Source organism: Thauera aminoaromatica (assembly GCF_000021765.1).
Taxonomy (GTDB): domain Bacteria; phylum Pseudomonadota; class Gammaproteobacteria; order Burkholderiales; family Rhodocyclaceae; genus Thauera; species Thauera aminoaromatica.
Genome location: NC_011662.2, coordinates 3,260,267 through 3,285,984, shown reverse-complemented (window position 1 = coordinate 3,285,984; position 25,718 = coordinate 3,260,267). Strand labels below are relative to the sequence as shown.

Genomic DNA, 25,718 nt, shown 5'->3' with positions numbered 1-25,718 from the left:
CGCAATCGCGCGGGAGCGTGGGCTCCGGCGCGTTTTTTCTTGAACCAGCCATGTTTGCCGTCCCACGGCGGTGCCGGAATCCACCTTTTATGTCCAACGCCACCCCTGCCTTCGAAGAAAGCTTTGCCGCCCTCTTCGAGGAAAGCCTCGCCCTCCAGGAAATGCGCGCCGGTGAAGTCATCACCGCCGAAGTCGTGCGCATCGACCAGAACTTCGTCGTCGTCAACGCCGGCCTGAAGTCCGAAAGCTACGTGCCCATCGAGGAGTTCCGCAACGACCGCGGCGAACTCGAAGCCAACATCGGCGACTTCGTCCACGTCGCCATCGACGCCCTCGAAGACGGCTACGGCGAGACCCGCCTGTCGCGCGACAAGGCCAAGCGCATCGCCGCCTGGAACGACCTCGAGAAGGCGCTCAACGAAGGCACCCTGGTCAAGGGCGTCATCACCGGCCGCGTCAAGGGTGGCCTGACCGTCATGACCAACAGCATCCGCGCCTTCCTGCCGGGTTCGCTGGTCGACATGCGTCCGGTCAAGGACACCACGCCGTACGAAGGCAAGGAATACGAGTTCAAGGTCATCAAGCTCGACCGCAAGCGCAACAACGTCGTGGTCTCGCGTCGCGCCGTGCTGGAAGAGTCGATGGGCGAAGAGCGCGAAAAGCTGCTCGCCAACCTCAAGGAAGGCACCGTCATCAAGGGCGTGGTCAAGAACATCACCGACTACGGTGCGTTCGTGGACCTCGGCGGCATCGACGGCCTGCTGCACATCACCGACCTGGCCTGGCGCCGCGTCCGTCACCCGTCCGAAGTGCTGTCGGTCGGCGACGAGATCGAAGCCAAGGTGCTCAAGTTCGACCAGGAAAAGAACCGCGTCTCGCTCGGCCTCAAGCAGCTCGGCGAAGACCCGTGGGTCGGCATCTCGCGCCGCTACCCGCAGGGCACCCGTCTGTTCGGCAAGGTCACCAACATCACCGACTACGGCGCCTTCGTCGAGGTCGAGCAGGGCATCGAGGGCCTGGTCCACGTGTCCGAGATGGACTGGACCAACAAGAACATCCACCCGACCAAGGTCGTGCAGCTGGGCGACGAGGTCGAGGTCATGATCCTCGAGATCGACGAAGACCGTCGCCGCATCTCGCTGGGCATGAAGCAGTGCATGTCCAACCCGTGGGACGATTTTGCCATCAACCACAAGAAGGGCGACAAGGTCCGTGGCCAGATCAAGTCGATCACCGACTTCGGCGTGTTCATCGGCCTGGAAGGCGGCATCGACGGCCTGGTGCACCTGTCCGACCTGTCGTGGAGCGAGTCGGGCGAGGATGCCGTGCGCCGCTTCAAGAAGGGCGACGAGGTCGAGGCCGTGGTGCTGGCGATCGACGTCGAGCGCGAGCGCATCTCGCTCGGCATCAAGCAGCTCGAGGGCGACCCCTACACCAACTTCATCGCCACCCACGAGAAGAACAGCCTCGTGCGCGGCACCGTGAAGTCGGTCGAGGCCCGTGGCGCGGTGATCTCGCTGGGTGACGACGTCGAAGGCTACCTGCGCGCGTCCGAGGCCGCTCCGCACCGTGTCGACGACCTCACCACCATGTTCAAGGAAGGGGACGAGGTCGAGGCGCTGGTGATCAACGTGGATCGCAAGACCCGCTCGATCAGCCTGTCGATTCGTGCCAAGGACCAGGTCGAGCAGTCCGAAGCCATGAGCAAGCTGGCTTCCGAGAGCTCCGCTTCCGCCGGTACCACCAACCTGGGTGCCCTGCTCAAGGCCAAGCTGAACGAGCAGAAGCAGTAATCTGTCCGATCATGACCAAATCGGAGCTGATCGCCCAGCTGGCGGAGCGTTTTCCCCAGCTGGTCGCAAAGGACGCCGATTACGCGGTCAAGATGATTCTCGATGCGATGACCGACGCGCTCGCGCGCGGTGATCGCATCGAGATCCGCGGGTTTGGCAGCTTTGCGCTGAACTACCGTCCGCCCCGTACCGGGCGCAATCCCAAGTCCGGCGAGAAGGTGCTGGTGCCGGAAAAATACGTCCCGCATTTCAAGGCGGGCAAGGAATTGCGCGAAAGGGTGGATCTCGGCGGAAGTTGACCGCGCGGCGATCGGTTTACAGGCAATAATGGAGGGCGACTGCGGTCGCCTTCTTTTTGTTCATCGTTCGGGAATCATGCCGGTCATGCGTGCAATCATCTGGATCATCCGCCTGCTGCTGTTCTTCCTCTTGTTCGGCTTCGCGATCAAGAACGACCATCTGGTCACGCTGAACTTCTTTTTCGGCATCCAGTGGCAACTTCCGCTGGTGTTCGTGATCCTGGTCACCTTCGCCGCCGGTGCCCTGATCGGCGTCACCGCGACGCTTGCCTCGATGATGCGCCAGCGCCGCGAGATCTCGCGCCTGCGCCGCCAGGTCGAGCTCGTCGAGCGCGAGAAGGCCTCGACCGAGACCGCGCTCGCCGCGGCAGAGTCCCGCTTGCCGATGCCCTGATCCCCGATGGAAATCGAATACTGGTGGCTGCTCGCGCTGCCGCTGTTCTTTGCGCTCGGCTGGCTGGCCGCGCGCATCGACATCCGCCAGGTGGTGCAGGAGTCGCGCGCGCTTCCGCGCTCCTACCTGAGCGGGCTCAATTTCCTGCTCAACGAGCAGCCCGACAAGGCGATCGACGCCTTCGTCGAGGCGGTGCGCATCGACCCGCAGACCGTCGAGCTGCACTTCGCGCTCGGCAGCCTTTTTCGCCGTCGCGGCGAGACCGACCGCGCGATCCGCATCCACCAGCTGCTCGTCGACCGCGAGGACATCAGTGACGAGCATCGCCTGCAGGCGCTCGGCGAGCTTGGCCAGGATTTTCTCAAGGCCGGCCTGCTGGACCGCGCGGAGGCTGCCTTTCTGCGCCTGCGCGGCACGCGCGCCAACGATGTCGCGCTGCGCTATCTGCTCGAGATCTACCAGCAGGAGAAGGACTGGGCCAAGGCGATCGAGGTCGCCGAGGCGCTGCCTGGCCATGAAGGCGTGATGTGGCACACCGAGGTCGCCAACTTCCATTGCGAGCTCGCTGCCACGGCGCTCGCGAACTCGCGCCACGACGAGGCGCGGGGCCATCTCGATCGTGCCTTCGAGGTCAATCGCCGCTGCGTGCGCGCGAGCCTGCTGCTCGGCGACCTGCATGCCGCCCAGGGCCGTGACGAGGAAGCGCTGGAAGCCTGGCAGCGCATCGAAAACCAGGACCCCAATTACCTCGCCCTCGTCGCCGAGCGCGTCATGGACGCCTGCGGGCGCCTCGGTCGCGTGGCTCAGGGGCACCAGCTGTTGCGCGCCTGGCTCGCCGGGCACGCCTCGCTCGACCTGCTCGACGAGCTCTTCCACTGGGAGCTCGAGCGCGAGGGGCCCAAGGCGGCCTACGAGATGGTGCGCGAGGAGCTGCGCCGCAACCCCACGCTGCTCGGGCTCGACAAGCTGCTCGAGGCGGCGGCGCTCAACGCGCCGGCCGAGCAGCGCGCCGACATCGACCTCATCAAGCAGCTCATCCACGGTCACACCCGACGCGTCGCACGCTATCGCTGCAACACCTGCGGCTTCAAGGCGCGCCAGTTCCACTGGCGCTGCCCGGCCTGCGGCGGCTGGGAGACCTATCCACCGCGGCGCACCGAAGAGTTCGACCTGACGCCCTGAAGCGCGGCGAACCCGGCGGGCCGGTCGGGAGTCCACCTCCCGACGAACCCTCCCGAAGAACCCCACTCCACAGGGTAGAAATGGAATTCAGGACGCTGGAAGACTACGTCGGCCGCACGCCGCTGGTGCGCCTCAAGCGCATCGACGCCGGCCGCAACAACGTGATCCTCGCCAAGCTCGAGGGCAACAACCCGGCCGGCTCGGTCAAGGATCGCCCGGCGCTGTCGATGGTGATGCGCGCCGAGGCGCGCGGCCAGATCAAGCCGGGCGACACCCTGATCGAGGCCACCAGCGGCAACACCGGGATCGCGCTCGCGATGGCCGCGGCGATCCGCGGCTACCGCATGATCCTGGTGATGCCGGAGAACCAGAGCGTCGAGCGCCGTCAGACCATGCGCGCGTTCGGCGCCGAGCTCGTGTTGGTGCCGAGTTCGGGCGGCATGGAGATGGCGCGCGACATCGCCGAGAAGATGCGCGACGAGGGCCGCGGCATCATCCTCGACCAGTTCGCCAACCCGGACAACCCGGTGGCGCACTACGAGGGTACCGGCCCCGAGCTGTGGGAGCAGACTGGCGGCCGCATCACCCACTTTGTCAGCTCGATGGGCACCACCGGCACCATCATGGGCACCTCGCGCTTCCTCAAGGAGCGCAATCCCGACATCTGCATCGTCGGCTGCGAGCCGGAGGAGGGCTCGTCCATCCCCGGCATCCGCAAGTGGCCCGAAGCGTACTTGCCGAAGATTTTCGAGCGCCCGCGGGTCGATCGCTTCGAGCGCGTCAGCCAGGCTGACGCCGAGGAGATGACCCGCCGGCTCGCGCGCGAGGAGGGCATCTTCGCGGGCATCTCCTCGGGTGGCGCGATGCATGTCGCGCTGCGCATCGCCGCTCAGGTCGAGAACGCGGTGATTGTCTCCATCGTCTGCGACCGCGGCGACCGTTACCTGTCGACGGGTGTGTTCCCGGCCTGAGCGCCTTCGGCTGGCCGGGCCGCGGGTGACGCGGCGATCGCGTCGCGTGGAGGCTGCAGGTGCCGAACGGGAGTCGTCCCGCCGCGGTCGCGGCTTGCGCGTGGCGTCCTGCGCCCTCTTGCTGCTGATGCTGGCGACCGCCGTTCCGCTTGCGGGCGCAACGGTGTTTCGGGTGCTCGCCCTCCAGATCGCCGAGATCACCCGTCCCGGCCTTGCTGCGGAGGAGCTGAGCGTGCGCTTCGACGCGCATGCGCAAAGCGGGGAGATCGCGGTCGGCCGCCTGCGGGTCGGTGCGCGCGAGTGGCGCGCGCTCTCGCTGCGTTGCGGTCGCCTGCATCTCGACGACGGCGTGCTCGGGTGCAGCGCGGCACGGTTGGAGCTGCGCGGGCGGAGATTGCCCTTCGAGGCCGACATCGAGGCGACGCTCGGCCCCGGGCCGGCGCGGATCGTGCTGCGCCTGGCCGAAGGCGGCCGCATCGAGGCTGCCATTCAAGCGGATGGCAGCTTGCGCGCCCGTCTGCACCGGATCCGCCCTGCGGCGACCGCGGCCCTGCTGGAGCCCTGGCTCGCCGAGCTCGCCGCGCGCCTGCGCGAGCTCGAGGCCGTCGGCGTGCTCGATGCCGAGCTCGATTACCGGCCCGCGGGTGTGGGCGACGCATCCGCAACCCTGCGCGGCCGGATCGCGGGCGGCGGCTTCGGGAGTGGCGACGGTCTGCGTGCAGCCGAGGGCGTGGAGGCCGGTTTCACGCTCGATGCACGTGGGACGGGCGCGGCGTGGTCCTGGGCGGCGCAGCTCGACTGGGACGCGGGCGCGGCCTATGTGCATCCGCTGCTCTTCGAGGCCGGCCCGCGGCTGCGCGCGCACGGGCGCTTCGACGGCCGCCGGATCGTGCTCGAGCGCGGCGAGCTGGCGCTCGATGGGGTTGCTGCCGCCTCCGCGCGCGGCGTGTTCGACACCTTCGGCGGCACGCTGGACACCCTTGCGGTCGAGCTGACCGATGTCGATCTCGTCCGCATCGGCCCGCGCTGGCTGGCGCCGCTGCTGGCGCCGGCGAGTGCGCAGCGGTTGCGCCTCGAGGGGCGGGCGGACCTGCGTGCCGAATTGCGCCGGGATCGGCTGGAGACGGTCGACGTGGAACTGCATGGGGCGGGCTTCGGTCTCGCGTCGCCGCAGGGCGAGGGAATCGCCGCAGGCGGCGTAGCGGAGGAGGCGCGCGCCGAGGTGCTCGCCTTCGGCCCCGTGGATGGGCGCGTGCGCTGGTCCTCGCGCGGCCGGGGCGAGGCCGCCCTGCAGGTTGGCGGAGGGCGCTGGGAGAAGCTCGCGCTCGGGGCCTTCGCGCTCGACGCGGTGCTCGGGCCCGCCGGGCTGCGCCTGCCGGGCGCGCGCATCCCCTTGCTCGACGGTGCGCTGGTGCTCCGGGATCTCGCCCTCGGCTGGTCCGTCGCAGGCTGGGAGGGGAGCGCTGGCGCGGTCCTCGAGCCGGTGTCGATGCCCTTGCTCACCGAGGCGCTCGGTCTGCCGCGCATGGCGGGGGTGATGTCGGCCGCGTTGCCGGGCTTGCACCTGCGTCCGGGCGAGCTCGTGCTCGACGGCACGCTCGCGGTGTCCGTCTTTGGCGGGTGGGTGCAGGCGAGCGGACTGCGCGTGCACGAACCCTTCGGCGTCGCTTCGCACCTGACGGGCGAGATCGAGGCGCGCCACATCGATCTCGCCCAGCTTACCGAGGCCTTCAGCTTCGGCAGCATCACCGGTCATATCGACGCCGATGTGCGCGGCCTGGAGCTGTCGAGCTGGCGGCCCACGGCCTTCGACGCCCGCATCGCCAGCATCGCCGGCGACGAGCGCCGCCGCATCAGCCAGCGCGCGGTGCAGAACCTCGGCGCGCTCGGCGGCGGGGGCGCGCTCGCGGCGGTGCAGCGCAGCGTGCTGCGCCTGTTCGAGACTTTCGGCTATCGCGAGCTCGGCCTGCGCTGCCGGCTTGCCAAGGGCGTATGCGAGATGGACGGGCTGGATGCGGCGCCGGACGGCGCCGCGCGCGCCGATGGCGGCTTCACCATCGTGCGTGGCGGAGGCGTCCCGGCACTCGACGTCATCGGCTACAATCGGCGCGTCGATTGGAACGAACTGGTGGCCCGCCTGCAGCGCGTGGTGGCCGAGGGCGTCTCTCCCACGATCGATTGAATCTGCATATCCCGCGAGGACGGCATGAACCCTGTTGCGCGCTGGCTGTTCGCGGCTGCGCTGGTTGCGAGCACCGCGGCCTGCGTCACGATCAACATCTATTTCCCGGCCGCGGCGGCCGAGAAGGCCGCCGACCGGATCATCGACGAGGTCTGGCAGCTGCGCGAGGGTGCGGGCAGCGCGCCTGCCACGCCGCCGGCTGCGGGAGACGCGAAATGAAATCCGCTTCGATGCCGTCCGGCTCCTGGGCGGGCCGCCTGGCGGCCCTGTTCGTCGGCCTCGCGCTCGCCTTCCCGGTGCATGCGCAGGGCAACCTCGAGATCGACACCCCGGCGATCTCCGCGCTGCGCAAGACGATGCAGCAGCGCCACGCGCAGCTCGCGCCGCTGTATGCGTCGGGTGCGGTGGGCATCGCCGCAGACGGTACCGTGAGCCTGCGCGACGCCGCGGCGGTGCCGCTCGCGCAGCGCGCCCAGGCCAACGCCGCGGTTGCCGCCGAAAATGCCGACCGTGCCGCGCTCTACCGCGAGATCGCGCGCGCCAACGGTCACCCCGAGTGGGAGGCCGAGGTGCGCCGCACCTTCGCGCAGCGTTGGCTCGAGCGCGCGCAGCCGGGCTGGTGGGTGCAGCAGGGCGCTGCGTGGTCGAGGAAATGATGCCGGTCCTCGTCTTCGACATCGAAACCATTCCCGACGTCGCCGGCATCCGCGCGATCGAGAACCTGCCCGCGGGCCTGTCCGACTACGAGGTCGCGGAGTGGGCGTTCCAGCAGCGCCGCGCCAGCCACGGCAACGACTTCCTGCCGCACCATCTGCAGCGCGTGGTGGCGATCTCCTGCGTGCTGCGCGACGCGCAGCATTTCCGGGTGTTCTCGCTCTCCGAGCCCGAGAGCGGCGAGGGCGAGATCATCCAGCGCTTCTTCGACGGCATCGAGCGCTACTCGCCGCAGATCGTGTCGTGGAACGGCGGCGGCTTCGACCTGCCGGTGCTGCACTACCGCGGCATGCTGCACGGCGTTGCAGCACCGCGCTACTGGGACCAGGGCGAGGGCGACTACCACGACTCGCGCGACTTCAAGTGGAACAACTACATCAGCCGCTACCATAGTCGTCATCTGGATCTGATGGACTTGCTGGCGCTCTACCAGCCGCGCGCGAGCGCGCCGCTCGACGACCTCGCCAAGCTCATGGGCTATCCCGGCAAGCTCGGCATGGACGGTTCGGCGGTCTGGCAGGCCTGGCAGGAGGGCCGGATCGCCGAGATCCGCGACTACTGCGAGACCGACGTCGTCAACACCTACCTCGTCTACCTGCGCTTCGAGCGCATGCGCGGGCATCTCGACGCCGCCGCGTGGGCGGCGGAGGTGGAGACGGTGCGCGAGGCGCTCGGCCGCATCGACGCACCGCACTGGAAGCAGTTCCTCGCCGCCTGGCCGCAAGGCTGAGCGGCGCGGCGCCGGCTCCATCCCCCATCCTCTTACGGAGAGCATCATGGGCATCATCGGAACCATCCTCATCGGCCTGATCGTCGGCTTCGTCGCGCGCCTGCTGCACCCCGGCAAGGACGGCCTCGGGGTCATCATGACCTCGCTGCTCGGCATCGCCGGCTCGCTGGTCGCCACCTACGGCGGCCAGGCGCTCGGCATCTATCACGCCGGCGAGGGCGCGGGTTTCCTCGGTGCGGTCATCGGCGCGGTGGTGATCCTTTTCGTGGTGACCCGCCTCAAGAAATGATCCCGTTCCGCGACACTGCAAAAAAACTTTGACAAGTTCTTCGCAGTGTCTATAATGCGGGACTTCAGCAGGCGCGTAGCTCAGTTGGTTAGAGCACCACCTTGACATGGTGGGGGTCGTTGGTTCGAGTCCAATCGCGCCTACCAGGATTCTGGAGTCGAAAAGTCATGTTCCGAACTACCACTCAGGCCGGAAACTGAACAGGTCGGCTCCGCTTGTCTGCTAAGAGAAAAAAGCGCGCCCAAACCGCGCTTTTTTTTCGTCCACGTTTTTCCCGATTTCCCCTGTACGTCCTGCGCCTCGCGGGGCGACAACAGCCCGAGGCTACAGCCATGCCCAACATCACGCTTCCCGACGGTTCCGTGCGCAGCTTCGATCACCCGGTGACCGTCGCCGAGGTTGCGGCTTCGATCGGTGCCGGTCTCGCCAAGGCGGCGATCGCCGGTCGCACCGACGGGAAGCTGGTCGATCTCTCGCACCGCTTCGAGGCCGACGCCGATCTGGCCATCGTGACCGACAAGAACGCCGAAGGCCTCGAGATCATCCGCCACTCCACGGCCCACCTGCTCGCGCACGCGGTGAAGGAACTCTTCCCCGACGCCCAGGTGACGATCGGGCCGGTGATCGACAACGGCTTCTACTACGACTTCTCGTACAAGCGTCCCTTCACCCCCGAGGACCTGCAGGCCATCGAGCAGCGCATGGCCGAGATCGCCAAGCGCGAGATCCCCGTGCATCGCGAGGTGTGGCCGCGCGACAAGGCGGTGGACTTCTTCAAGGGCATCGGCGAGCACTACAAGGCCGAGATCATCGCCTCGATCCCGGCGGGCGAGGACGTGTCGCTGTACCGTCAGGGAGACTTCATCGACCTGTGCCGCGGCCCGCACGTGCCCTCGACCGGCAAGCTCAAGGTCTTCAAGCTGATGAAGCTGGCCGGTGCGTACTGGCGCGGCGACTCGAAGAACGAGATGCTGCAGCGCGTGTATGGCACGGCGTGGACGAAGAAGGACGAGCTCGACGCCTACCTGCACATGATCGAGGAGGCCGAGAAGCGCGACCACCGCAAGCTCGGCCGCCAGCTCGACCTCTTCCACATCCAGGACGAGGCGCCCGGCATGGTGTTCTGGCACGCCAAGGGCTGGACGCTGTGGCAGCAGGTCGAGCAGTACCTGCGCCGCACGATCGGCGAGCATGGCTACCAGGAAGTGAAGACGCCGCAGATCGTCGACCGCTCGCTGTGGGAGAAGTCCGGTCACTGGGGCATGTACTCCGACCTGATGTTCACCACGCAGTCCGAGAAGCGCGACTACGCGGTCAAGCCGATGAACTGCCCCTGCCACATCCAGATCTTCAACCAGGGCCTCAAGAGCTACCGTGACCTGCCGCTGCGCATGGCCGAGTTCGGCTCCTGCCATCGCAACGAGCCCTCGGGTTCGCTGCACGGCATCATGCGGGTTCGCAACTTCGTGCAGGACGACGCGCACATCTTCTGCGCCGAGAGCCAGGTGCAGGCCGAGTCGGCCGAGTTCATCCGCCTGTTGCAGCAGGTGTACCAGGACTTCGGCTTCACCGACGTGCAGGTCAAGCTGTCGACCCGCCCCGAAAAGCGCGTCGGCACCGACGAGCAGTGGGATGCCGCCGAGGCCGCGCTCGCCGCCGCGCTCGATGCGCAGGGCCTGCAGTACGAGCTGCAGCCGGGCGAGGGCGCCTTCTACGGCCCGAAGATCGAGTTCTCGCTCAAGGATTGCCTGGGTCGCGTGTGGCAGTGCGGCACGCTGCAACTCGATTTCAACCTGCCGGTGCGCCTTGGTGCCGAATATGTCGACGAGGACAACACCAAGAAGGTCCCGGTGATGCTGCATCGTGCCATCCTCGGCTCGCTGGAGCGCTTCATCGGCATCCTGATCGAGCATCACGCCGGCGCCATGCCGCTGTGGCTCGCCCCGGTGCAGGCGGTGGTGATGAACATCTCCGAGGGCCAGGCCGAATATGCCGAAGAGGCGGTGGCGAGGCTGAAGAAGGCCGGCTTCCGCGTCGAGGCGGATTTGCGCAACGAGAAGATTAACTATAAAATTCGCGAACATAGCGTGCAGAAGCTGCCGTACCAGATCGTCATCGGCGAGAAGGAGAAGGCGGCAGGCCTGGTGGCCGTACGTGCCCGGGGTGGCCAGGATCTTGGCCAAATGTCCCTCGATTCGCTGATCGAACGCTGGCGTCGCGAAGTCGAAGCGAAAGCCGGCACGGTCTGATTTTTGGTTTTCGTGGAGAGTTGAACCATCGCTCAAGATAAGAAGCAGCGCGTAAATCGGGAGATCACTGCGCCTGAGGTCCGGCTGGTCGGCGAGGAGGGCGAGCAGCTCGGCATCGTGTCCTTGAATGCATCCCTCAACATGGCCGAGGAGGCCGGGCTGGATCTGGTCGAAATCGCACCGATGGCCGTGCCGCCCGTGTGCAAGCTGATGGATTTCGGCAAGTTCAAGTATCAGGAACAGAAGAAGGCCCACGAAGCCCGACTCAAGCAGAAGCAGGTGCAGGTCAAGGAGGTCAAGCTCCGCCCCGGCACCGACGAGAACGACTACCAGATCAAGCTGCGCAACCTCAAGCGCTTCCTGGAAGAAGGCGACAAGTGCAAGGTCACCCTGCGCTTCCGCGGTCGCGAGATGGCTCACCAGGAGTTCGGCCTGCGCCAGCTCGAGCGCGTGAAGGCGGACCTCGAGGAACTCGGCCAGGTCGAGCAGATGCCCAAGATGGAAGGGCGCCAGATGATCATGATCATCGCGCCGAAGAAGAAGCACTGAGCTTCTTCCCGAAGAAATCGCCTCGCGAGGGGCGAGACCGCGGGAAGGAATTTCCCTCCGGCGGAAAACAAGTGGTGCCGGGTAACAAAACGCGCCGGGCTTTTCGGCGCTACCTGGCGTCATCCAAAAACATGGAGTCTCAGCAATGCCCAAGATGAAGACCAAGAGCGGAGCGAAGAAGCGCTTCAAGGTCCGCTCCAGCGGCGGGATCAAGCGGTCCCAGGCGTTCAAGCGCCACATCCTGACCAAGAAGACGACGAAGGTGAAGCGTCACCTGCGCGGCATGACCGAAGTGCATGCGGCAGATGAAAAGCTGATCCGCGCCATGCTTCCGTACGCCTGATAGGAGACCGCAATGCCCCGAGTCAAACGTGGTGTAACCGCCCGCGCCCGTCACAAGAAAGTCCTCTCCCAGGCCAAGGGTTACCGTGGCCGCCGCAAGAACGTCTATCGCATCGCCAAGCAGGCGGTGATGAAGGCGGGTCAGTACGCCTACCGCGACCGTCGTCAGCGCAAGCGCCAGTTCCGCACCCTGTGGATCGCGCGTATAAACGCCGCTGCACGCGAGCTGGGTCTGACCTACAGCGTGTTCATGAACGGCCTCAAGAAGGCCGCGATCGAGATCGACCGCAAGGTGCTGGCCGACCTGGCCGTGTTCGACAAACCGGCGTTCGCCGCGATTGCCGAGCAGGCCCGGGCCAAACTCGCTGCGTAATCGCGCGCAGCCAAAAAAAAGGAGGCCTGGCCTCCTTTTTTTTTCTGGATTGCCGGCGCCCGGCGGGCGCCGTGACCGGACCCCCGAATTCCCGATGAGCGGCGCGCCCCGCGGCGCTCATCCCGCAACACCGCATTCCGCCAGGGCAGGGACATGGAACAGCTCGATCAACTGGTACAACAGGCCGCCGCCGAATTCGCCGCCGCGGTCGACGGCGCGCAGCTCGAACAGGCCAAGGCGCGCTACCTCGGCAAGTCCGGCGCGCTCACCGAGCGCCTGAAGGCGCTCGGCAAGCTCGAGCCCGAGGCGCGCCGCGAGGCGGGCGCCGCGATCAACGCCGCCAAGACCGCGATCGAGGCCGCGCTCGAAGGCCGCCGCAACGCGCTGCGCGAAGCCGCGCTGCTCGCCCAGCTCGCCGCCGAGGCGCTCGACGTCACCCTGCCCGGGCGCGGTGGCGTGCAGGGCGGACTGCATCCGGTGAGCCGCACCCTCGAGCGCGTCGAGCGCCTGTTCGGCTCGATCGGCTTCGTGGTCGCCGACGGTCCCGAGATCGAGACCGACTGGCACAACTTCACCGCGCTCAACACGCCCGAGAACCACCCGGCGCGCTCGATGCACGACACCTTCTATCTCGAAGGCCACGACGACGTGCTGCTGCGCACCCACACCAGCCCGGTGCAGATCCGCGCCATGCAGGCCCACGTCGCGCGCCACCGTGACGCCGATGCCATGCCCGACCTGCGCATCATCGCGCCCGGCCGTGTCTTCCGCGTGGACTCCGATGCCACCCACTCGCCGATGTTCCACCAGGTCGAGGGCCTGTGGGTGGGCGAGACGGTGAGCTTCGCCGACCTCAAGGGCGTGATCGCCGACTTCCTGCGCCGCTTCTTCGAGACCGACGACCTGCAGGTGCGCTTCCGCCCGTCCTTCTTCCCCTTTACCGAGCCTTCGGCCGAGATCGACGTCGCCTTCATGAGCGGCGCGCTCGAGGGGCGCTGGCTGGAGATTGCCGGCTGCGGCGTGGTGCACCCCAACGTGCTGCGCTTCGGCGGCATCGACCCCGAGCGCTACACCGGCTTCGCCTTCGGCATGGGGCCGGACCGCCTCACCATGCTGCGCTACGGCGTGAACGACCTGCGCCTGTTCTTCGAGGGCGACCTGCGCTTCCTCGGCCAGTTCCGCTGAGCGGCTTCGCACAAGCTGCGCCCTACCACGCAATCCGGGTAATCGAATCATGCAATTCTCAGAACAGTGGCTGCGGACCTTCGTCGATCCGCAACTGGACAGCGCCGGACTCGGCCATCTGCTGACCATGGCCGGCCTCGAGGTCGAGGAGGCCGAACCCGCCGCGCCCGCCTTCCGCGGTGTCGTGGTGGCGAAGATCGTCGAGGCCGAGAAGCACCCCAACGCCGACAAGCTCAAGCTGTGCAAGGTCGACGCCGGCACCGGCGAATTGCTGCAGATCGTCTGCGGCGCGCCCAACGCTGCCGCCGGCATGAAGGTGCCATGCGCGGTGGTCGGCGCGGTCCTGCCCGGCGAGTTCGAGATCAAGAAGGCCAAGCTGCGCGGCGTCGAGTCCTTCGGCATGCTGTGCTCTGCGCGCGAGCTCGGGTTCTCCGAGGATCACTCCGGCCTCTACGCGCTGCCCGAGGATGCCCCGGTGGGCACCGACATCCGCGCCTACCTCGGCCTGGACGACACCTTGTTCACCATCAAGCTGACCCCCAACCGCGCCGACTGCCTGAGCCTGACCGGCGTGGCGCGCGAGGTCGCGGCGATCACCGGCGGCGAGTTCCGTCCGCTCGCGATCGACCCGGTCGCGCCCGCGATCGAGGCCCGCCGCGACATCGTGCTCGATGCGCCGCAAGCCTGTCCGCGTTACTGCGGCCGCATCCTGCGCGGCGTGGACGCGCGCGCCGCGACGCCCGACTGGATGGTGCGCCGCCTGGTGCGCAGCGGCATCCGCTCGATCAGCGCGCTGGTCGACATCACCAACTACGTCATGCTCGAGCTCGGCCAGCCCCTGCATGCCTTCGACAACGCCAAGCTGCAGGGCGCCATCCATGTGCGCCTGCCGCGTGCGGGCGAGCAGGTGCTGCTGCTCAACGAGCAGACGGTGACCCCGGCTGCGGACACCTTGCTGATCGCCGACGAGGCGCGCGCGCTCGCGCTCGCGGGCATCATGGGCGGCGAGGACAGCGGGATCACCCTCGACACCACCGAAGTCTTCCTCGAGAGCGCCTTTTTCGCGCCCGATGCGATCGCGGGCCGCGCGCGCGCCTACGGTTTCGGCTCGGATGCCTCGCACCGCTTCGAGCGTGGTGTCGATCCGGAGCTTGCGCGCGGCGCCCTCGAGCGTGCCACCCGTCTGGTGATCGAGCTGTGCGGCGGCGAGGCCGGTCCGGTGGTCGAGGCCGTCGCCACCGACGCGCTGCCCGCGCGCGCGCCGGTGCGTTTGCGTCCGGCGCGTGCGCGCCGCGTGCTCGGCATCGTGCTTGCCGACGCGGACATGCTCGCGCTGCTGCGTCGCGTCCACCTGCAGGTCGAGCGCACAGGTGACGACATCCTCGTCACGCCGCCGTCGTGGCGCTTCGACATCGAGATCGAGGAAGACCTGATCGAGGAGATCGCCCGCCTGCACGGCTACGACAACATCCCGGCGATCGCCCCGCAGGGCAGCCTGATGATGCTGCCGAGCAGCGAGAACGGACGCCCGGTGTGGGCGCTGCGTCACCTGCTCGCCGCGCGCGGCTACCAGGAGGTGGTCAACTTCGCCTTCGTCGAGGAGGCCTGGGAGCGCGACTTCTGCGCCAACGAGAACCCGATCCGCCTGGCCAACCCGATCGCCAGCCACCTCAGCGTGATGCGCTCCAGCCTGATTCCGGGCCTGGTCGGCACGCTCGCCGCCAATCGCAAGCGCCAGATCGACCGCGTGCGCGTTTTCGAGGTGGCACGCGTGTTCGAGCGCAAGGCCGATGGCGATCCGGTGCGCGGCTTCCATCAGGTGATGAACATCGCCGCGCTGGCGGCCGGCCAGGTGGTGCCCGAGCAGTGGGGCGAGCGCGCGCGCAGCGTCGACTTTTACGACGTGAAGGGCGATCTCGAGGCGCTGTTCGCGCCGCGCGAGCTGCAGTTCGCCCCGCTCTCGCATCCCGCCCTGCATCCGGGGCGCGCGGCCGCCGTGCGCCTGGACGGGCACATGATCGGCGTGCTCGGTGAACTGCATCCGGTGTGGGTGCAGCGCTACGAGCTCGGCACCGCGCCGGTGGTGTTCGAGGTTGCGCTCGATGCTGCGCTCGCCGCCCGCGTGCCGGCCTATGCCGAGATCTCGCGCATGCAGGCGGTGCGCCGCGATCTTGCGCTGGTGGTGGGCAACGAGGTTCCGGTCGAGCGCGTGCTCGAGGTGCTGCGCGAGGCCGCACCCGCGCTCGTACGCGAGATCGCGCTGTTCGACCTTTACCAGGGCAAGGGCATCGATCATGACAAGAAGAGCCTTGCCTTCAAGGTATCGATGCAAGATACTCGACGCACCCTCGAAGACGCCGAAGTGGATGCGGCCATCGCGCTGCTCGTGACGCATGCCGAAACCGTGCTGGGTGCGCGCCTGCGAGGCGCGGGAGCCTGACATGACCCTCACCAAGGCCGAGCTCGCCGACCTGCTGTTCGAGCAGGTCGGGCTCAACAAGCGTGAAGCCAAGGACATGGTGGAGGGCTTCTTCGAGGAGATCCGGACGGCGCTGGAGCGCGGCGACAGCGTCAAGCTCTCCGGCTTCGGCAACTTCCAGTTGCGCGACAAGCCGCAGCGTCCGGGTCGCAACCCCAAGACCGGCGAGGAAATCCCGATCACCGCCCGGCGCGTGGTCACCTTCCATGCCAGCCAGAAACTGAAGGCCGCGGTGGAGCAACTCAGCGATGCAAGCAAGCAGCCCTGAAACCGGTGGCGAGCAACTGCCGCCGATTCCTGCGAAGCGCTATTTCACGATCGGCGAGGTGAGCGAGCTGTGCTGCGTGAAGCCGCACGTGCTGCGCTACTGGGAGCAGGAGTTCACCCAGCTGAAACCGGTCAAGCGCGGTGGCAACCGGCGCTATTACCAGCACCACGAGGTCATGCTGATCCGGCGCATCCGCCAGCTGCTGTATCAGGAGGGGTTCACCATCTCCGGTGCGCGCAACCGCCTTGGGGAGTCGGCGATCCAGGAGCAGGAGAACGGCGTGGAACTCGAGCAATGCAGGTCCACGCTGCGGCAACTGCGCGCCGAGATTGCGGCCACGCTGCAGGAACTGCGCGCCTGATCCGCGGCACGATTCGCAGGCTGATCATCGCGCAGCAAAAGTACTGGTATTTCTGAAAACCGCTGCTATAATGGCGGCTTGTGTCGGGGCGTAGCGCAGCCTGGTAGCGCACTTGCATGGGGTGCAAGGGGTCGCGAGTTCGAATCCCGCCGCCCCGACCAATCAAACTAACCGGCCCAGGCCGGTTTTTTTGTTTGTGCCGTTCGCCAGGCGTGCCGCCTGGTACGCCATGCTAATATCTCCGCTCCCGCCGGTTCGCGGCGCCCCTTGCAATCCCTCGCAGCCACCCGCACGGAATCAAGATGCGCATCCTGGTCAGCAACGACGACGGTTACTTCGCCCCCGGCATCGCGGCGCTCGCCGAGGCGCTCGGTACGATCGGCCAGGTGACCGTGGTCGCTCCCGAGCGCGACCGCAGCGGCGCGAGCAACTCGCTGACGCTCGACCGTCCGCTCTCGCTTCGCCAGACCTCCAACGGCTTCTATCACGTCAATGGCACCCCCACCGACTGCGTCCATCTCGCGGTCACCGGGATGCTCGACCACCTTCCCGACATGGTTGTCTCCGGTGTCAATCACGGCGCCAACATGGGGGACGACACGGTGTATTCGGGCACGGTCGCGGCCGCCACCGAGGGCTTTCTGCTTGGCGTGCCCTCGATCGCGGTCTCACTGGTGAGCAAGTCGGCCACCGATTTCACCGCCGCCGCACGCGTCGCTCGCGACCTCGCCGAGCGCTTCATGCGCAACCCCTTTCCGCGTCCGGTGCTGCTCAACGTCAACGTGCCCGATGTCGCCTACGAGCGCCTGCAAGGCATCCGCGTCACCCGCCTGGGCAAGCGCCACAAGGCCGAGCCGGTGGTGCGCAGCGAGACGCCGCGCGGCGAGACGGTCTATTGGGTCGGTGCCGCGGGCGGTGCCGCCGACGCGGGAGAAGGCACCGACTTCCATGCGGTGGCCAACGGCTTCGTGTCGGTCACGCCGCTGCAGATCGACCTCACCCATACCGGCCTGATCGCTCCGGTCTTCGACTGGTTGCAGCGGTGAGCGTGCGCGCATCCGACCCGGGGCAGGCCTCGCGCGCACGCGCGCGCATGGTCGAGCGGCTGCGCGCCCAAGGCATCCGCGACGAGCGCGTGCTCGCGGCGATGCAGGCGGTGCCTCGCCACGCCTTCGTGGACGAGGGGCTGGCATTCAGCGCCTACGACGACACGCCGCTGCCGATCGGCTTCCAGCAGACCATCTCGCAGCCCTTCGTGGTGGCGCGCATGCTCGAACTGCTGCGCAACGGGCGCGAGCTCGGGCGCACGCTCGAGGTCGGCGCGGGCTGCGGTTATCAGGCTGCGGTGCTGTCGCTGCTCGCCACCGAGGTCTATGCCGTAGAGCGCATCCGCGGCCTGCTCGATCGCGCGCGCGCGAACCTGCGCCCCTTGCGCCTGCCCAACGTGCGGCTGAAACTTGCCGACGGTAGTCTTGGTCTCCCCGAGGCCGCTCCCTTCGACAGCATCGTCGTCGCCGCGGCGGCGGTCGGGCTGCCGCCGGCATTGAAGGAGCAGCTCGCCTCGGGCGGGCGGCTGATCATTCCGGTCGGTGGAGCGGAGCAGCGCCTGTTGCTGATCGAGCGCCAGGGCAATACCTTCCGCGAGACCTGGTGCGAGGCGGTGCGCTTCGTTCCCCTGATCGCGGGTACTGACTGAATCACGGTATTTTCGGATGCACAAGAACACTTCTCATCTTATCGCCCTCGTCGCCGCCGCGCTGCTTGCCGGCTGCGCCTCGCAGGGGACGGCGCCGGTGCGCGACGGTAGCGGGGTTTCGCCCGCACCGGCCGCTGCGGTCGCGCCGGCCTCGGGTTATCACACCGTCCGTCCGGGCGACACCCTGCTCGGCATCGCACGCCAATATGGCGTCACCCTGCCCGATCTGGTGTCGTGGAACCGGATCACCGACCCCGACCAGATCCACGTCGGCCAGAGCCTGCGCGTGTCGCCGTCGGCCTCGACGGGCGCGATCGCGGGGGCTGGGGGGGCCATCGCGACGCCGATCCCTTCGACCGGCTCCGCTACGGTCCCGACCGTGCGGGAGCCGGTCGGCGGCCGTGCGCCGGTGACCGAGCCCGCTGCGGTCGAGAGTCCGCCGCCCGCCGCGGCGGAGGCGCCGCCTTCGACGATGAGCGGCCAATGGCGCTGGCCGGCCTCCGGCAGCGTGATCGCCGGCTTCAACGAGGCTTCCAACAAGGGGCTCGACATCGGTGGCGCGGTCGGCGAGCCGGTGTATGCGGCAGCGGCCGGCAAGGTGGTCTACGCAGGCAGCGGCCTGCGGGGTTATGGCAAATTGATCGTGATCAAGCATAATCAGGAGTACAACTCCGTGTATGCTCATAACGACAAGCTCCTGGTCAAGGAAGACGACCAGGTCGCACAGGGCCAGAAGATCGCCGAGCTCGGCAGTTCGGAAGCCGATCGGCCCAAGCTTCATTTCGAGATCCGCAAGCAGGGCAAGGCGGTCGATCCGACCGGGTATCTGCCTGCGCGCTGAGGAGGGCGAGGATGGAAGAACCGGTCAATCTTGATGAACTGGAAAGTCAGCAGGAACCGGATCTTCCCCCTGAGGTGGAGGTGTTCTCGTTCCAGGCGCCGCCGGTTGTCGAGAACGAGTTCTTCAGCGACGTCACCCAGCTCTACCTCAACGAGATCGGTGCCAATCCGCTGCTGACCGCCGAGGAGGAGCTGGTGATCGCCCGCCGCGTGCGGATGGGCGACTTCGATGCCCGGCAGACGATGATCGAGCGCAACCTGCGCCTGGTCGTCAATATCGCCAAGCACTACCTCAATCGCGGGATTCCCTTGCTCGATCTGGTCGAGGAGGGCAACCTCGGCCTCATGCACGCGCTCGAGAAGTTCGACCCCGAGCGCGGCTTCCGCTTCTCGACTTACGCGACGTGGTGGATTCGGCAGAACATCGAGCGTGCGATCATGAACCAGTCGCGCACGATCCGCCTGCCCGTCCACGTGGTGAAGGAACTCAACCAGGTCCTGCGCGCGCAGCGCCACATCGAGGCCGATTGCAACGGCGAGTCCTCGCTCGAGCAGATCGCCAATCGGCTAGGCAAGACGATCGAGGAGGTGCGCAGCATCCTCGCGCTCGGCGAGCACACCGCCTCGCTCGACGCACCCCTCGACATCGACCCGTCCTTGTCGATCGGCGAGTCGCTCGCGGACGAGCAGCACATCTCCGCCGACCTTCGCATACAGTGCTCGGAAGTCGAGCAACTCGTGCGCGAATGGCTCGCGATCCTCAACGACAAGCAGCGCATGGTGATTCGTCACCGCTATGGCATCGACGAGTGCGAGTTGCTCACGCTCGAAGAACTCGCCGAACGCCTCGAACTCACCCGCGAGCGCGTGCGCCAGATCCAGCTCGAGGCGCTGGGCCAACTGCGCCGGATCCTGCGCCGGCGCGGAATCTCGCGCGACGCGCTGCTCTAGGCAAGCACAACGGCAGGTGCGCGCAGGAGTCCCGTCATGTCGCGGGCGCGGCAGGGGGAAAGGTGCGGAAGTAGAGTTCCCGGCTCGCGTAGGCCATCACCGGCAGGCTGACCAGCAGCAGCGGCAGGGCCATAACGCTGCCCATGATCACCGCGGCGAGCAGGAAGGCCCAGCACATCATCACGCCGAAGCGACCGAACACCGCACGCACGCTCGCCACCACGCCCGACACCAGCGTCGCGCGGCCATCGTAGATCAGCGGGATCGAGAACGCCGACACGGCGAACAGGATGAAGGCCAGCACTCCACCCATGATCGCGCTGTAACCGGCGTAGTCCATCACGACCTGCTCGATTCGCAGCAGGCGCACGAAGCCGATCGGCTCGCGGCCCACCATGAAGCCGTAGAGGATGCCGGCGTCGGTGATCCAGATCAGGAACAGCAGCCCGCAAACGAAGGACACCACCCAGCCGCCGCGCGGCATCTGCCGAAAACCGCTCCAGATGTCGCCGAAGCTCGGCTGGCGGCCCTTGCGCAGCTTGTCGGAGACACCGAAGAAGCCGGCCAGCAGTACCGGACCCACGAGCATGAAGCCCCCGGCGAGCGACAGGCTCATCGGCGCGATCGCGCCGAACTCGAGAATGCCGAAGAGCAGGGCTCCGATCACCACGAAGAGTAGTGCGAAGGCCATGCTCAGGAGCGGAATGGCCCGGAACTGCGTGATGCCGAAACGCAGCGCGCCGCCGAGGTCGGCGAGGCCGAGCGGCGCCGGACGGAGGGAGGAGGGGTCGGAGGACGACGGCGGGGCGCTTGCGGGCATGGGCGGATCCTTCAGCGGCGTTCGGCGCGGATTTCCTCCACCAGCCGGCCCAGGCGCAGCGCCTCGGCGAGCTCGAACACCGACATCGCGTAGAAACTGCTTCGATTGTAGCGCGTGATGACGTAGAAGTTCCGGTAGCCGAGCCAGTACTCGGTGTCGGCGCCCGGCGTCTCCAGGTCCACCAGGGTCGCCGCGGCGGCGACAGGGCGGCCGTCGGCGGTGGTGATGCCGTTGTCGGCGAGCAGCGCGGGCGCGAGCGTCGGCTCGATGCCGGCCGCCACCAGGCCGGCAGCATCGGTCGCGGGCGACAGGCGAGCGCGCTCTGCGACCGGTGCGCCTGCCTGCCAGCCATGCGCGCGCAGGTAGTTGGCCACGCTGCCGATCGCGTCCACCGGATCACCGTCGAAGTCGATCGCGCCGTTGCGGTCGAAGTCCACCGCATAGGCGCGCATGCTGCTCGGCAGGAATTGCGGGTAGCCGAGCGCGCCGGCGAAGGAGCCGTAATAGCTCGCCGGGTCGCGTCCCTGTTCGCGCGCGAGCAGGAACAGGGCCTCGAGTTCGCGGCGGAAGAGTTCGGCGCGCGGCGGGTAGTCGAAGGCCAGCGTGGCGAGCGTGGAGAGGGTCTCGAAGTTGCCGGTGTTGCGCCCGTAGATCGTCTCCACCCCGATGATCGCGACGATGACCTCGGCGGGGACGCCGGTCTCGCGCTCGGCGCGTTCCAGGGTATCGGCGTGCTCGTGCCAGAAACGCATCCCGCCGTCGATGCGGGTGCGGTCGAGGAAGCGCGCACGATAGGTCTGCCACGATCGCGCGCCCTTGCGCGCGGGGGGGGTGATCAGGCGGATCACCTCGGGATCGTGGCGGGCACCCGCGAGCGCGCGCTCGATTTCGCCGGCGTCGAGCGCATGGCGGCTGGCGATCTCTGCGGCGAAGGCGCGCACGTCCTCGCGCTCGGCGTAAGAGGCGTGCGCGGGCGTGCCCAGCGCGATCACGAGGGCAGCGAGGAGACCGCCGAGCGTGCGGGGCTGGCGCGGGGGCGAGGAAGGGCGGGCGGGGAGGGGTGGGGTCGGAATCATTCGAGGCGCAGTGAGGCGATGCGGTTGTACAGGAGCCGGAGTTGCTCCTCCGGGGCGGGCGGTCCGTAGCGCAGGCGGGCATAGAGCATGCAGATGCCGCGTAGTTCCGAGGCATGCGCCGGGAAGCGTGCGGCCAGTTCGTCCGCATAGTCCTGCGGTCCCTGCCAGGCCGGACGGGCCGCGCCAGCGGCGGCCATCTTCGCGCAGAAGCGTTCCCAGGTGCACGTGAGCGGGTCGCGCACGTGCGGGCGGCGCAGGCTCCAGGCATAGAGGGCGGCGAACAACAGCACCGCTGTGGCGACGAGCGCCCCCAGGGGCGGCGCCAGTCTGCCCGTGCCGAGGCCGATGCGGGCGAGGAGTTCGCGCTGACGCTCGGGATTGTAGCCAAGGACGTGCTGGTTCCACAGGTTCGCGACGGCCTCCCAGCGGTGGCGCAGGCCGCGCAGCCAGGCCATGTCGGCGCGCAGCATGAACGGTAGCTCGCCCGCGTCGGCGAGCGCCGCGGCCAGCCCGCCATCGATGCGCTCGGGGGCGGCGAGGGCGGTTGGGTCGACTCGCAACCAGCCGCGTCCCTGCAGCCAGACTTCGGCCCAGGCGTGGGCGTCGGACTGGCGAACCACGAGCTGACCGTCGATCGGGTTGATGTCGCCGCCCTGGTAGCCGGTGACGATCCGCGTCGGCACGCCTGCGGCGCGCATCAGCACGGCGAAGGCGGAGGCGAAGTGCTCGCAGAAGCCGCGCCGGGTGTCGAACAGGAACTCGTCGGCGGCGTGGCGGCCGAGCATGGGTGGACGCAGCGTATAGCCCAGGCGCAGGGCGCGCAGGCGGGCGAGCACGCGCTCCAGGATCTCGGCGTGGTCGCGCGCACCGACGGCGAGTTCGGCGGCGAGCCGGCGGCTGCGGGGGTTGCTCTCCGCGGGCAGGGCGGTGGCCGCGGCAAGCACCGCGGGCGCCTCGTCCATGCCGACCGGCGTGTGCGGATACGCGCCGAGCGTGAAGCGCGCTCGCGCCCGCAGGGGCTCTGCGGCGAGCGCGCGCAGGTCGCCGGTGTAGCGGATCGGCGGCTGCGCAGGCCCGGGGTGTTCGAGGGCGAGCAGCCAGCGGCGCAGGTGCGGCTCGATGGTGATCAGGTAGTCGATGCGTTCGCCCTGTGGTGTGTAGCTGGGTGCGAAGGACTCGGCGGCTGCCTCGGCGTGCCACTCGCGGCCGTCGAAGCGGGTGAGCACCGGGCCGCGCCAGTAGCGCTGCGCGGGTGGTGGCGGCGCGCCGGCGAAGGCGGCGCGCAGGGCGATCTCGTCGGATTGTCCGAGGGCGCTGATCGAGCCCGGTCGCATCGTGTCCGATAGCCCGGTGCGCGCCGAGAAGGCGTCGGCCGGCAGGCCCCACAGCGGGCCCTGGATGCGCGGGAAGAGCACGAACAGGATGAGCATGAAGGGCAGGCCCTGGGCGAGCAGGGTGGCCGCGGTGCGCAGGCGCTCGCGCTCGCCACCGTCCGGGTCGGCGAGCGCCACCAGGGCGCCGAGTGCGAGCAGGGTGCCGGCGAGGACCGGCACGGCCACCGGCAGGGACTGATCCTCGAAGAAGATCGCGAGCTGCAGGAACAGGGACAGCAGCACCCCGGCGCGGATGTCACGCGCCGCGCGCGTCTCCAGCAGCTTGAGGCCGAGCAGCAGGACCAGTACCGCCACGCCCGGCTCGCGGCCGAAGAAGTGCCCGAACTCCAGTCGCACCCCCGCGGCGGCGGCGAGCGCGAGCGCGAACAGCAGCGCGCGCGGAGGCGGCCGGCTGCCGCGCCACAGCAGCAGCGCGCGCCAGGCGAGCAGGCCGAGCCCGAGCGCCGCGACCCATCCCGGCAGCCAGACCGCATGCGGGGCGATCGCCAGCGCCGCCGCGGCGAGCAGCCAGACACCCTGGTCGCGCCGCAGCGTCGGCGTCGGGCGCGCGGCGCGCGTGCGGCGCGGCGGGCCGCTGCGGTGCAGGAGGCCGCCCAGGCGCGGCGGGCGCTCCGCGCTCACGCTGCGTCCTCCACCGCTGCGTCGGCAAGCCCATGGAGTGCGAGCAGGCGCAGGCAGCGTGCGTGATGGGCGCTGCCGTTCGCCGCAGGCACGCGCACGCCGGGCAGCGCGAGCGCGTAGCGCAGGCCTTCGCGCTCGGCGGCGAGCACCCAGGCGGTGAGCCGCGACAGCCGGCGTTCGTCGTCGAGTCCGGCTGGAAGACGCTCCCAGTCGAGCAGGAGCGCGCGCTCCTGTCCGGCGGCGAACTCCTTGGTCAGCATCGGACCTCCGCGCGCGAGCACCTTCCACGCCACATGGCGCGGCGAGTCGGCGCTGCGATGCGCGCGCAGGCCGGCGAAGTCGTCGTCGCCCTCGCGTGCGCGCCGGCCGCCGTCGGCATCGCCGCCTGCATCGAGGGGCAGGGGCGGCGGATCGGACTCCGGCGTGGGCAGCACCAGGCACTCGGCCTCGGGGACGAACACGCTCCAGGCGCGGATGAGGCCGAGCGGCCAGTGCGTCTCGAGCACGCTGCGCCCGAGCGCGAGCCGGCCGCGCCGGAGCGCGGGGCAGGCCAGCGTGACGGCGCTTTCCTGTGCGGGGGGGAGCGCGAATGCGCTCCATTGCCCGTGCGCGGCGAGGCGCAAGGCAGGACGTCGTCGCGGGGCGGGGTTATCGACCAGGAGGGAGAACACGGCAGTCTCGCCCGCGAACACCGGTGCGCAGCGCCCCGGGCGGATCGACAGGCCATGGAGGTTGCGGAAGGCGTGCACCATGCTCGCTGCGGCGCTGCCGCCGAGGGTGAACACGAGCGCGTAACCGAGGCTCAGGTTGTAGTTGATCGCCGCGATCAGCATCACCAGCAGCGCGAAGGCGAAGCCGATGCCCGCGGCGCTCGGCAGCACGTAGATGCGGCGTTGGCCGAGGCGGATCGGCGCGGGCTCCGGGGCGCCGATGCGGAACAGCCAGCGGTCGGCGGCGTGGCGCAGCGGCGTGGCGAGCGATGCGGCGGGGCGCGCCATCAGCCCACGGCGACGGCCTGCAGCAGCCGCAGCAGCGTCGCCTGCGGCGCCGGGCGGCCGTCGCCGGCGAGGTGCAGGCGGTGCGCGGCGACGTGGGGGAAGAGGGCCTGCACGTCCTCCGGCAGCACGTGGTCGCGGCCGTCGAGCTGCGCCCAGGCACGCGCCACGGCGAGCAGGCCGAGGCCGGCGCGCGGACTCAGTCCGCCGGCGAGCTCCGCGCTGTTGCGGGTGGCGGCGAGCAGGGCCTGGACATAGGCGACGAGCGCCCCGGTGACATGCAAGCCCTGCGCCGCCTGCTGCATGGCGAGCAGTTCGGCCGGGCCGATCACCGCCGGCTGGCGCTCGAGCAGCCCGCGCCGGTCTTCGCCCATTAGCAGTGCGCGCTCGGCCAGCGGGTCCGGGTAGCCGAGGCGGATGCGCAGCAGGAAGCGGTCGAGCTGGCTCTCGGGCAGAGGGAAGGTGCCGATCTGGTGGGCGGGGTTCTGCGTGGCGATCACGAAAAAGGGTTCGGGCAGCGCGCAGGTCTGGCCGTCGGCGGTGACCTGGCGCTCCTCCATGGCTTCCAGCAGCGCGCTTTGCGTCTTCGGCGTGGCGCGGTTGATCTCGTCGGCGAGGACGAGCTGGGCGAACACCGGCCCGGGGTGGAACCGGAAGGCGGCGGTGTCGCGGTCGAAGATGGAGACGCCGAGGATGTCCGCGGGCAGCAGGTCGCTGGTGAATTGGATGCGCTGGAACTGCAGCCCCATCAGGCGGGCGAGCGCATGCGCGAGCGTCGTCTTGCCGACGCCCGGTACGTCCTCGATCAGCAGGTGGCCGCGCGCGATCAGGCAGGCGAGCGCGAGGCGCAACTCGCGCTCCTTGCCGAGGATGATGCGCGAGGCGGCCTCGAGCAGACGATTCGCATGGTGCAGGGTCATCGTGCGCACTGTGAAATTGGCCTGGAAGCGGTGATAATAGACGAC

27 protein-coding genes and 2 tRNA genes are annotated in these 25,718 nt (G+C 68.6%); 24 read left to right on the top strand and 5 right to left on the bottom strand.

From position 1 onward, the window contains the following. The first annotated feature begins 89 nt into the window (after positions 1-89). The 24 genes from rpsA (at position 90) to rpoS (ending at position 19,847) form a co-directional block, all read left to right on the top strand. On the top strand, positions 90-1,793 hold the full coding sequence (gene rpsA / locus TMZ1T_RS14510; RefSeq protein ID WP_004299050.1) for a 30S ribosomal protein S1: 1,704 nt from the start codon (positions 90-92) through the stop codon (positions 1,791-1,793). Between the two features lie 11 nt (positions 1,794-1,804). Then, positions 1,805-2,092: an integration host factor subunit beta gene (locus TMZ1T_RS14505; protein WP_004299053.1), complete on the top strand. Its 288-nt coding sequence runs from the start codon at positions 1,805-1,807 to the stop codon at positions 2,090-2,092. Between the two features lie 76 nt (positions 2,093-2,168). Further along, positions 2,169-2,486: a LapA family protein gene (locus tag TMZ1T_RS14500; protein WP_004299057.1), complete on the top strand. Its 318-nt coding sequence runs from the start codon at positions 2,169-2,171 to the stop codon at positions 2,484-2,486. Positions 2,487-2,492: 6 nt separating this feature from the next. After that, positions 2,493-3,668, top strand: coding sequence for a lipopolysaccharide assembly protein LapB (lapB, locus tag TMZ1T_RS14495; protein ID WP_004299059.1), 1,176 nt, complete (start codon positions 2,493-2,495; stop codon positions 3,666-3,668). 80 nt (positions 3,669-3,748) lie between these two features. Further along, entirely contained in the window at positions 3,749-4,639 is an 891-nt protein-coding gene (gene cysM, locus TMZ1T_RS14490; RefSeq protein WP_004299063.1) for a cysteine synthase CysM, read from the top strand. Between the two features lie 100 nt (positions 4,640-4,739). Beyond that, positions 4,740-6,821, top strand: a complete 2,082-nt coding sequence (locus TMZ1T_RS14485) for a translocation/assembly module TamB domain-containing protein (protein ID WP_144312175.1) — start codon at positions 4,740-4,742, stop codon at positions 6,819-6,821. A 24-nt stretch (positions 6,822-6,845) separates the two neighbouring features. Then, positions 6,846-7,040 (top strand): hypothetical protein, encoded by a 195-nt coding sequence (locus TMZ1T_RS14480; RefSeq protein ID WP_004299068.1) that lies wholly within the window; start codon positions 6,846-6,848, stop codon positions 7,038-7,040. After that, on the top strand, positions 7,037-7,477 hold the full coding sequence (locus tag TMZ1T_RS14475) for a DUF1318 domain-containing protein (RefSeq protein WP_004299072.1): 441 nt from the start codon (positions 7,037-7,039) through the stop codon (positions 7,475-7,477). The genes TMZ1T_RS14480 and TMZ1T_RS14475 overlap by 4 nt, the downstream gene beginning before the upstream one ends. Next, the gene (locus TMZ1T_RS14470) at positions 7,474-8,265 is read left to right on the top strand and encodes a 3'-5' exonuclease (RefSeq protein ID WP_041589681.1); all 792 of its coding nucleotides are present in this window, start codon (positions 7,474-7,476) and stop codon (positions 8,263-8,265) included. Before TMZ1T_RS14475 ends, TMZ1T_RS14470 begins: the two co-directional genes overlap by 4 nt. A gap of 46 nt (positions 8,266-8,311) precedes the next feature. Beyond that, positions 8,312-8,554 carry a GlsB/YeaQ/YmgE family stress response membrane protein gene (locus TMZ1T_RS14465; protein ID WP_012585789.1) on the top strand — a complete coding sequence of 81 codons (243 nt, stop codon included), beginning with the start codon at positions 8,312-8,314 and terminating at the stop codon, positions 8,552-8,554. A 69-nt stretch (positions 8,555-8,623) separates the two neighbouring features. Next, positions 8,624-8,700 (top strand) — tRNA-Val (locus tag TMZ1T_RS14460). A gap of 186 nt (positions 8,701-8,886) precedes the next feature. Then, positions 8,887-10,803 (top strand): threonine--tRNA ligase, encoded by a 1,917-nt coding sequence (gene thrS, locus TMZ1T_RS14455; protein ID WP_012585788.1) that lies wholly within the window; start codon positions 8,887-8,889, stop codon positions 10,801-10,803. Positions 10,804-10,830: 27 nt separating this feature from the next. Then, entirely contained in the window at positions 10,831-11,352 is a 522-nt protein-coding gene (infC, locus tag TMZ1T_RS14450; protein WP_012585787.1) for a translation initiation factor IF-3, read from the top strand. Positions 11,353-11,497: 145 nt separating this feature from the next. Then, on the top strand, positions 11,498-11,695 hold the full coding sequence (rpmI, locus tag TMZ1T_RS14445) for a 50S ribosomal protein L35 (RefSeq protein WP_004299086.1): 198 nt from the start codon (positions 11,498-11,500) through the stop codon (positions 11,693-11,695). Between the two features lie 12 nt (positions 11,696-11,707). Further along, positions 11,708-12,067 (top strand): 50S ribosomal protein L20, encoded by a 360-nt coding sequence (gene rplT, locus TMZ1T_RS14440; protein WP_004299089.1) that lies wholly within the window; start codon positions 11,708-11,710, stop codon positions 12,065-12,067. 153 nt (positions 12,068-12,220) lie between these two features. Next, the gene (gene pheS / locus TMZ1T_RS14435; protein WP_004299092.1) at positions 12,221-13,252 is read left to right on the top strand and encodes a phenylalanine--tRNA ligase subunit alpha; all 1,032 of its coding nucleotides are present in this window, start codon (positions 12,221-12,223) and stop codon (positions 13,250-13,252) included. A 49-nt stretch (positions 13,253-13,301) separates the two neighbouring features. Then, the gene (pheT, locus tag TMZ1T_RS14430; RefSeq protein ID WP_004299094.1) at positions 13,302-15,692 is read left to right on the top strand and encodes a phenylalanine--tRNA ligase subunit beta; all 2,391 of its coding nucleotides are present in this window, start codon (positions 13,302-13,304) and stop codon (positions 15,690-15,692) included. 1 nt (position 15,693) lies between these two features. After that, on the top strand, positions 15,694-15,999 hold the full coding sequence (locus tag TMZ1T_RS14425; RefSeq protein ID WP_004299096.1) for an integration host factor subunit alpha: 306 nt from the start codon (positions 15,694-15,696) through the stop codon (positions 15,997-15,999). Continuing rightward, entirely contained in the window at positions 15,980-16,360 is a 381-nt protein-coding gene (locus TMZ1T_RS14420) for a MerR family transcriptional regulator (RefSeq protein ID WP_004299098.1), read from the top strand. The genes TMZ1T_RS14425 and TMZ1T_RS14420 overlap by 20 nt, the downstream gene beginning before the upstream one ends. Positions 16,361-16,444: 84 nt before the next feature. Next, positions 16,445-16,521, top strand: a tRNA-Pro gene (locus TMZ1T_RS14415). A 141-nt stretch (positions 16,522-16,662) separates the two neighbouring features. Next, positions 16,663-17,406, top strand: coding sequence for a 5'/3'-nucleotidase SurE (gene surE / locus TMZ1T_RS14410; RefSeq protein WP_004299100.1), 744 nt, complete (start codon positions 16,663-16,665; stop codon positions 17,404-17,406). Beyond that, positions 17,403-18,056, top strand: coding sequence for a protein-L-isoaspartate(D-aspartate) O-methyltransferase (locus tag TMZ1T_RS14405; RefSeq protein WP_004299102.1), 654 nt, complete (start codon positions 17,403-17,405; stop codon positions 18,054-18,056). The genes surE and TMZ1T_RS14405 overlap by 4 nt, the downstream gene beginning before the upstream one ends. Positions 18,057-18,072: 16 nt before the next feature. Beyond that, positions 18,073-18,897, top strand: a complete 825-nt coding sequence (locus TMZ1T_RS14400) for a peptidoglycan DD-metalloendopeptidase family protein (protein WP_004299104.1) — start codon at positions 18,073-18,075, stop codon at positions 18,895-18,897. An 11-nt stretch (positions 18,898-18,908) separates the two neighbouring features. Next, complete coding sequence (gene rpoS / locus TMZ1T_RS14395) at positions 18,909-19,847, top strand: RNA polymerase sigma factor RpoS (RefSeq protein WP_012585785.1); 939 nt, start codon at positions 18,909-18,911, stop codon at positions 19,845-19,847. A gap of 34 nt (positions 19,848-19,881) precedes the next feature. Here the strand turns inward: rpoS and TMZ1T_RS14390 are convergent, their stop codons facing one another. Genes TMZ1T_RS14390 through TMZ1T_RS14370 form a run of 5 tightly spaced genes read right to left on the bottom strand, consistent with a single transcriptional unit; the run spans position 19,882 to position 25,673 of the window. After that, complete coding sequence (locus TMZ1T_RS14390) at positions 19,882-20,667, bottom strand: DUF2189 domain-containing protein (RefSeq protein WP_004299109.1); 786 nt, start codon at positions 20,665-20,667, stop codon at positions 19,882-19,884. Between the two features lie 11 nt (positions 20,668-20,678). Then, positions 20,679-21,743 carry a lytic murein transglycosylase B gene (gene mltB, locus TMZ1T_RS14385; RefSeq protein ID WP_012585784.1) on the bottom strand — a complete coding sequence of 355 codons (1,065 nt, stop codon included), beginning with the start codon at positions 21,741-21,743 and terminating at the stop codon, positions 20,679-20,681. Further along, on the bottom strand, positions 21,740-23,758 hold the full coding sequence (locus TMZ1T_RS14380; protein ID WP_012585783.1) for a transglutaminase family protein: 2,019 nt from the start codon (positions 23,756-23,758) through the stop codon (positions 21,740-21,742). Before TMZ1T_RS14380 ends, mltB begins: the two co-directional genes overlap by 4 nt. Further along, positions 23,755-24,756 (bottom strand): DUF58 domain-containing protein, encoded by a 1,002-nt coding sequence (locus TMZ1T_RS14375; RefSeq protein ID WP_004330407.1) that lies wholly within the window; start codon positions 24,754-24,756, stop codon positions 23,755-23,757. Before TMZ1T_RS14375 ends, TMZ1T_RS14380 begins: the two co-directional genes overlap by 4 nt. Further along, positions 24,756-25,673, bottom strand: a complete 918-nt coding sequence (locus TMZ1T_RS14370) for an AAA family ATPase (protein ID WP_041589882.1) — start codon at positions 25,671-25,673, stop codon at positions 24,756-24,758. The genes TMZ1T_RS14375 and TMZ1T_RS14370 overlap by 1 nt, the downstream gene beginning before the upstream one ends. Positions 25,674-25,718 lie beyond the last annotated feature (45 nt).

Coding starts and splice junctions, on each gene's coding strand:
- rpsA (WP_004299050.1), top strand. CDS start 90: ATGTCCAACGCCACCCCTGCCTTCGAAGAAAGCTTTGCCGCCCTCTTC.
- TMZ1T_RS14505 (WP_004299053.1), top strand. CDS start 1,805: ATGACCAAATCGGAGCTGATCGCCCAGCTGGCGGAGCGTTTTCCCCAG.
- TMZ1T_RS14500 (WP_004299057.1), top strand. CDS start 2,169: ATGCCGGTCATGCGTGCAATCATCTGGATCATCCGCCTGCTGCTGTTC.
- lapB (WP_004299059.1), top strand. CDS start 2,493: ATGGAAATCGAATACTGGTGGCTGCTCGCGCTGCCGCTGTTCTTTGCG.
- cysM (WP_004299063.1), top strand. CDS start 3,749: ATGGAATTCAGGACGCTGGAAGACTACGTCGGCCGCACGCCGCTGGTG.
- TMZ1T_RS14480 (WP_004299068.1), top strand. CDS start 6,846: ATGAACCCTGTTGCGCGCTGGCTGTTCGCGGCTGCGCTGGTTGCGAGC.
- TMZ1T_RS14475 (WP_004299072.1), top strand. CDS start 7,037: ATGAAATCCGCTTCGATGCCGTCCGGCTCCTGGGCGGGCCGCCTGGCG.
- TMZ1T_RS14470 (WP_041589681.1), top strand. CDS start 7,474: ATGATGCCGGTCCTCGTCTTCGACATCGAAACCATTCCCGACGTCGCC.
- TMZ1T_RS14465 (WP_012585789.1), top strand. CDS start 8,312: ATGGGCATCATCGGAACCATCCTCATCGGCCTGATCGTCGGCTTCGTC.
- thrS (WP_012585788.1), top strand. CDS start 8,887: ATGCCCAACATCACGCTTCCCGACGGTTCCGTGCGCAGCTTCGATCAC.
- rpmI (WP_004299086.1), top strand. CDS start 11,498: ATGCCCAAGATGAAGACCAAGAGCGGAGCGAAGAAGCGCTTCAAGGTC.
- rplT (WP_004299089.1), top strand. CDS start 11,708: ATGCCCCGAGTCAAACGTGGTGTAACCGCCCGCGCCCGTCACAAGAAA.
- pheS (WP_004299092.1), top strand. CDS start 12,221: ATGGAACAGCTCGATCAACTGGTACAACAGGCCGCCGCCGAATTCGCC.
- pheT (WP_004299094.1), top strand. CDS start 13,302: ATGCAATTCTCAGAACAGTGGCTGCGGACCTTCGTCGATCCGCAACTG.
- TMZ1T_RS14425 (WP_004299096.1), top strand. CDS start 15,694: ATGACCCTCACCAAGGCCGAGCTCGCCGACCTGCTGTTCGAGCAGGTC.
- TMZ1T_RS14420 (WP_004299098.1), top strand. CDS start 15,980: ATGCAAGCAAGCAGCCCTGAAACCGGTGGCGAGCAACTGCCGCCGATT.
- surE (WP_004299100.1), top strand. CDS start 16,663: ATGCGCATCCTGGTCAGCAACGACGACGGTTACTTCGCCCCCGGCATC.
- TMZ1T_RS14400 (WP_004299104.1), top strand. CDS start 18,073: ATGCACAAGAACACTTCTCATCTTATCGCCCTCGTCGCCGCCGCGCTG.
- rpoS (WP_012585785.1), top strand. CDS start 18,909: ATGGAAGAACCGGTCAATCTTGATGAACTGGAAAGTCAGCAGGAACCG.
- TMZ1T_RS14390 (WP_004299109.1), bottom strand. CDS start 20,667: ATGCCCGCAAGCGCCCCGCCGTCGTCCTCCGACCCCTCCTCCCTCCGT.
- mltB (WP_012585784.1), bottom strand. CDS start 21,743: ATGATTCCGACCCCACCCCTCCCCGCCCGCCCTTCCTCGCCCCCGCGC.
- TMZ1T_RS14375 (WP_004330407.1), bottom strand. CDS start 24,756: ATGGCGCGCCCCGCCGCATCGCTCGCCACGCCGCTGCGCCACGCCGCC.
- TMZ1T_RS14370 (WP_041589882.1), bottom strand. CDS start 25,673: ATGACCCTGCACCATGCGAATCGTCTGCTCGAGGCCGCCTCGCGCATC.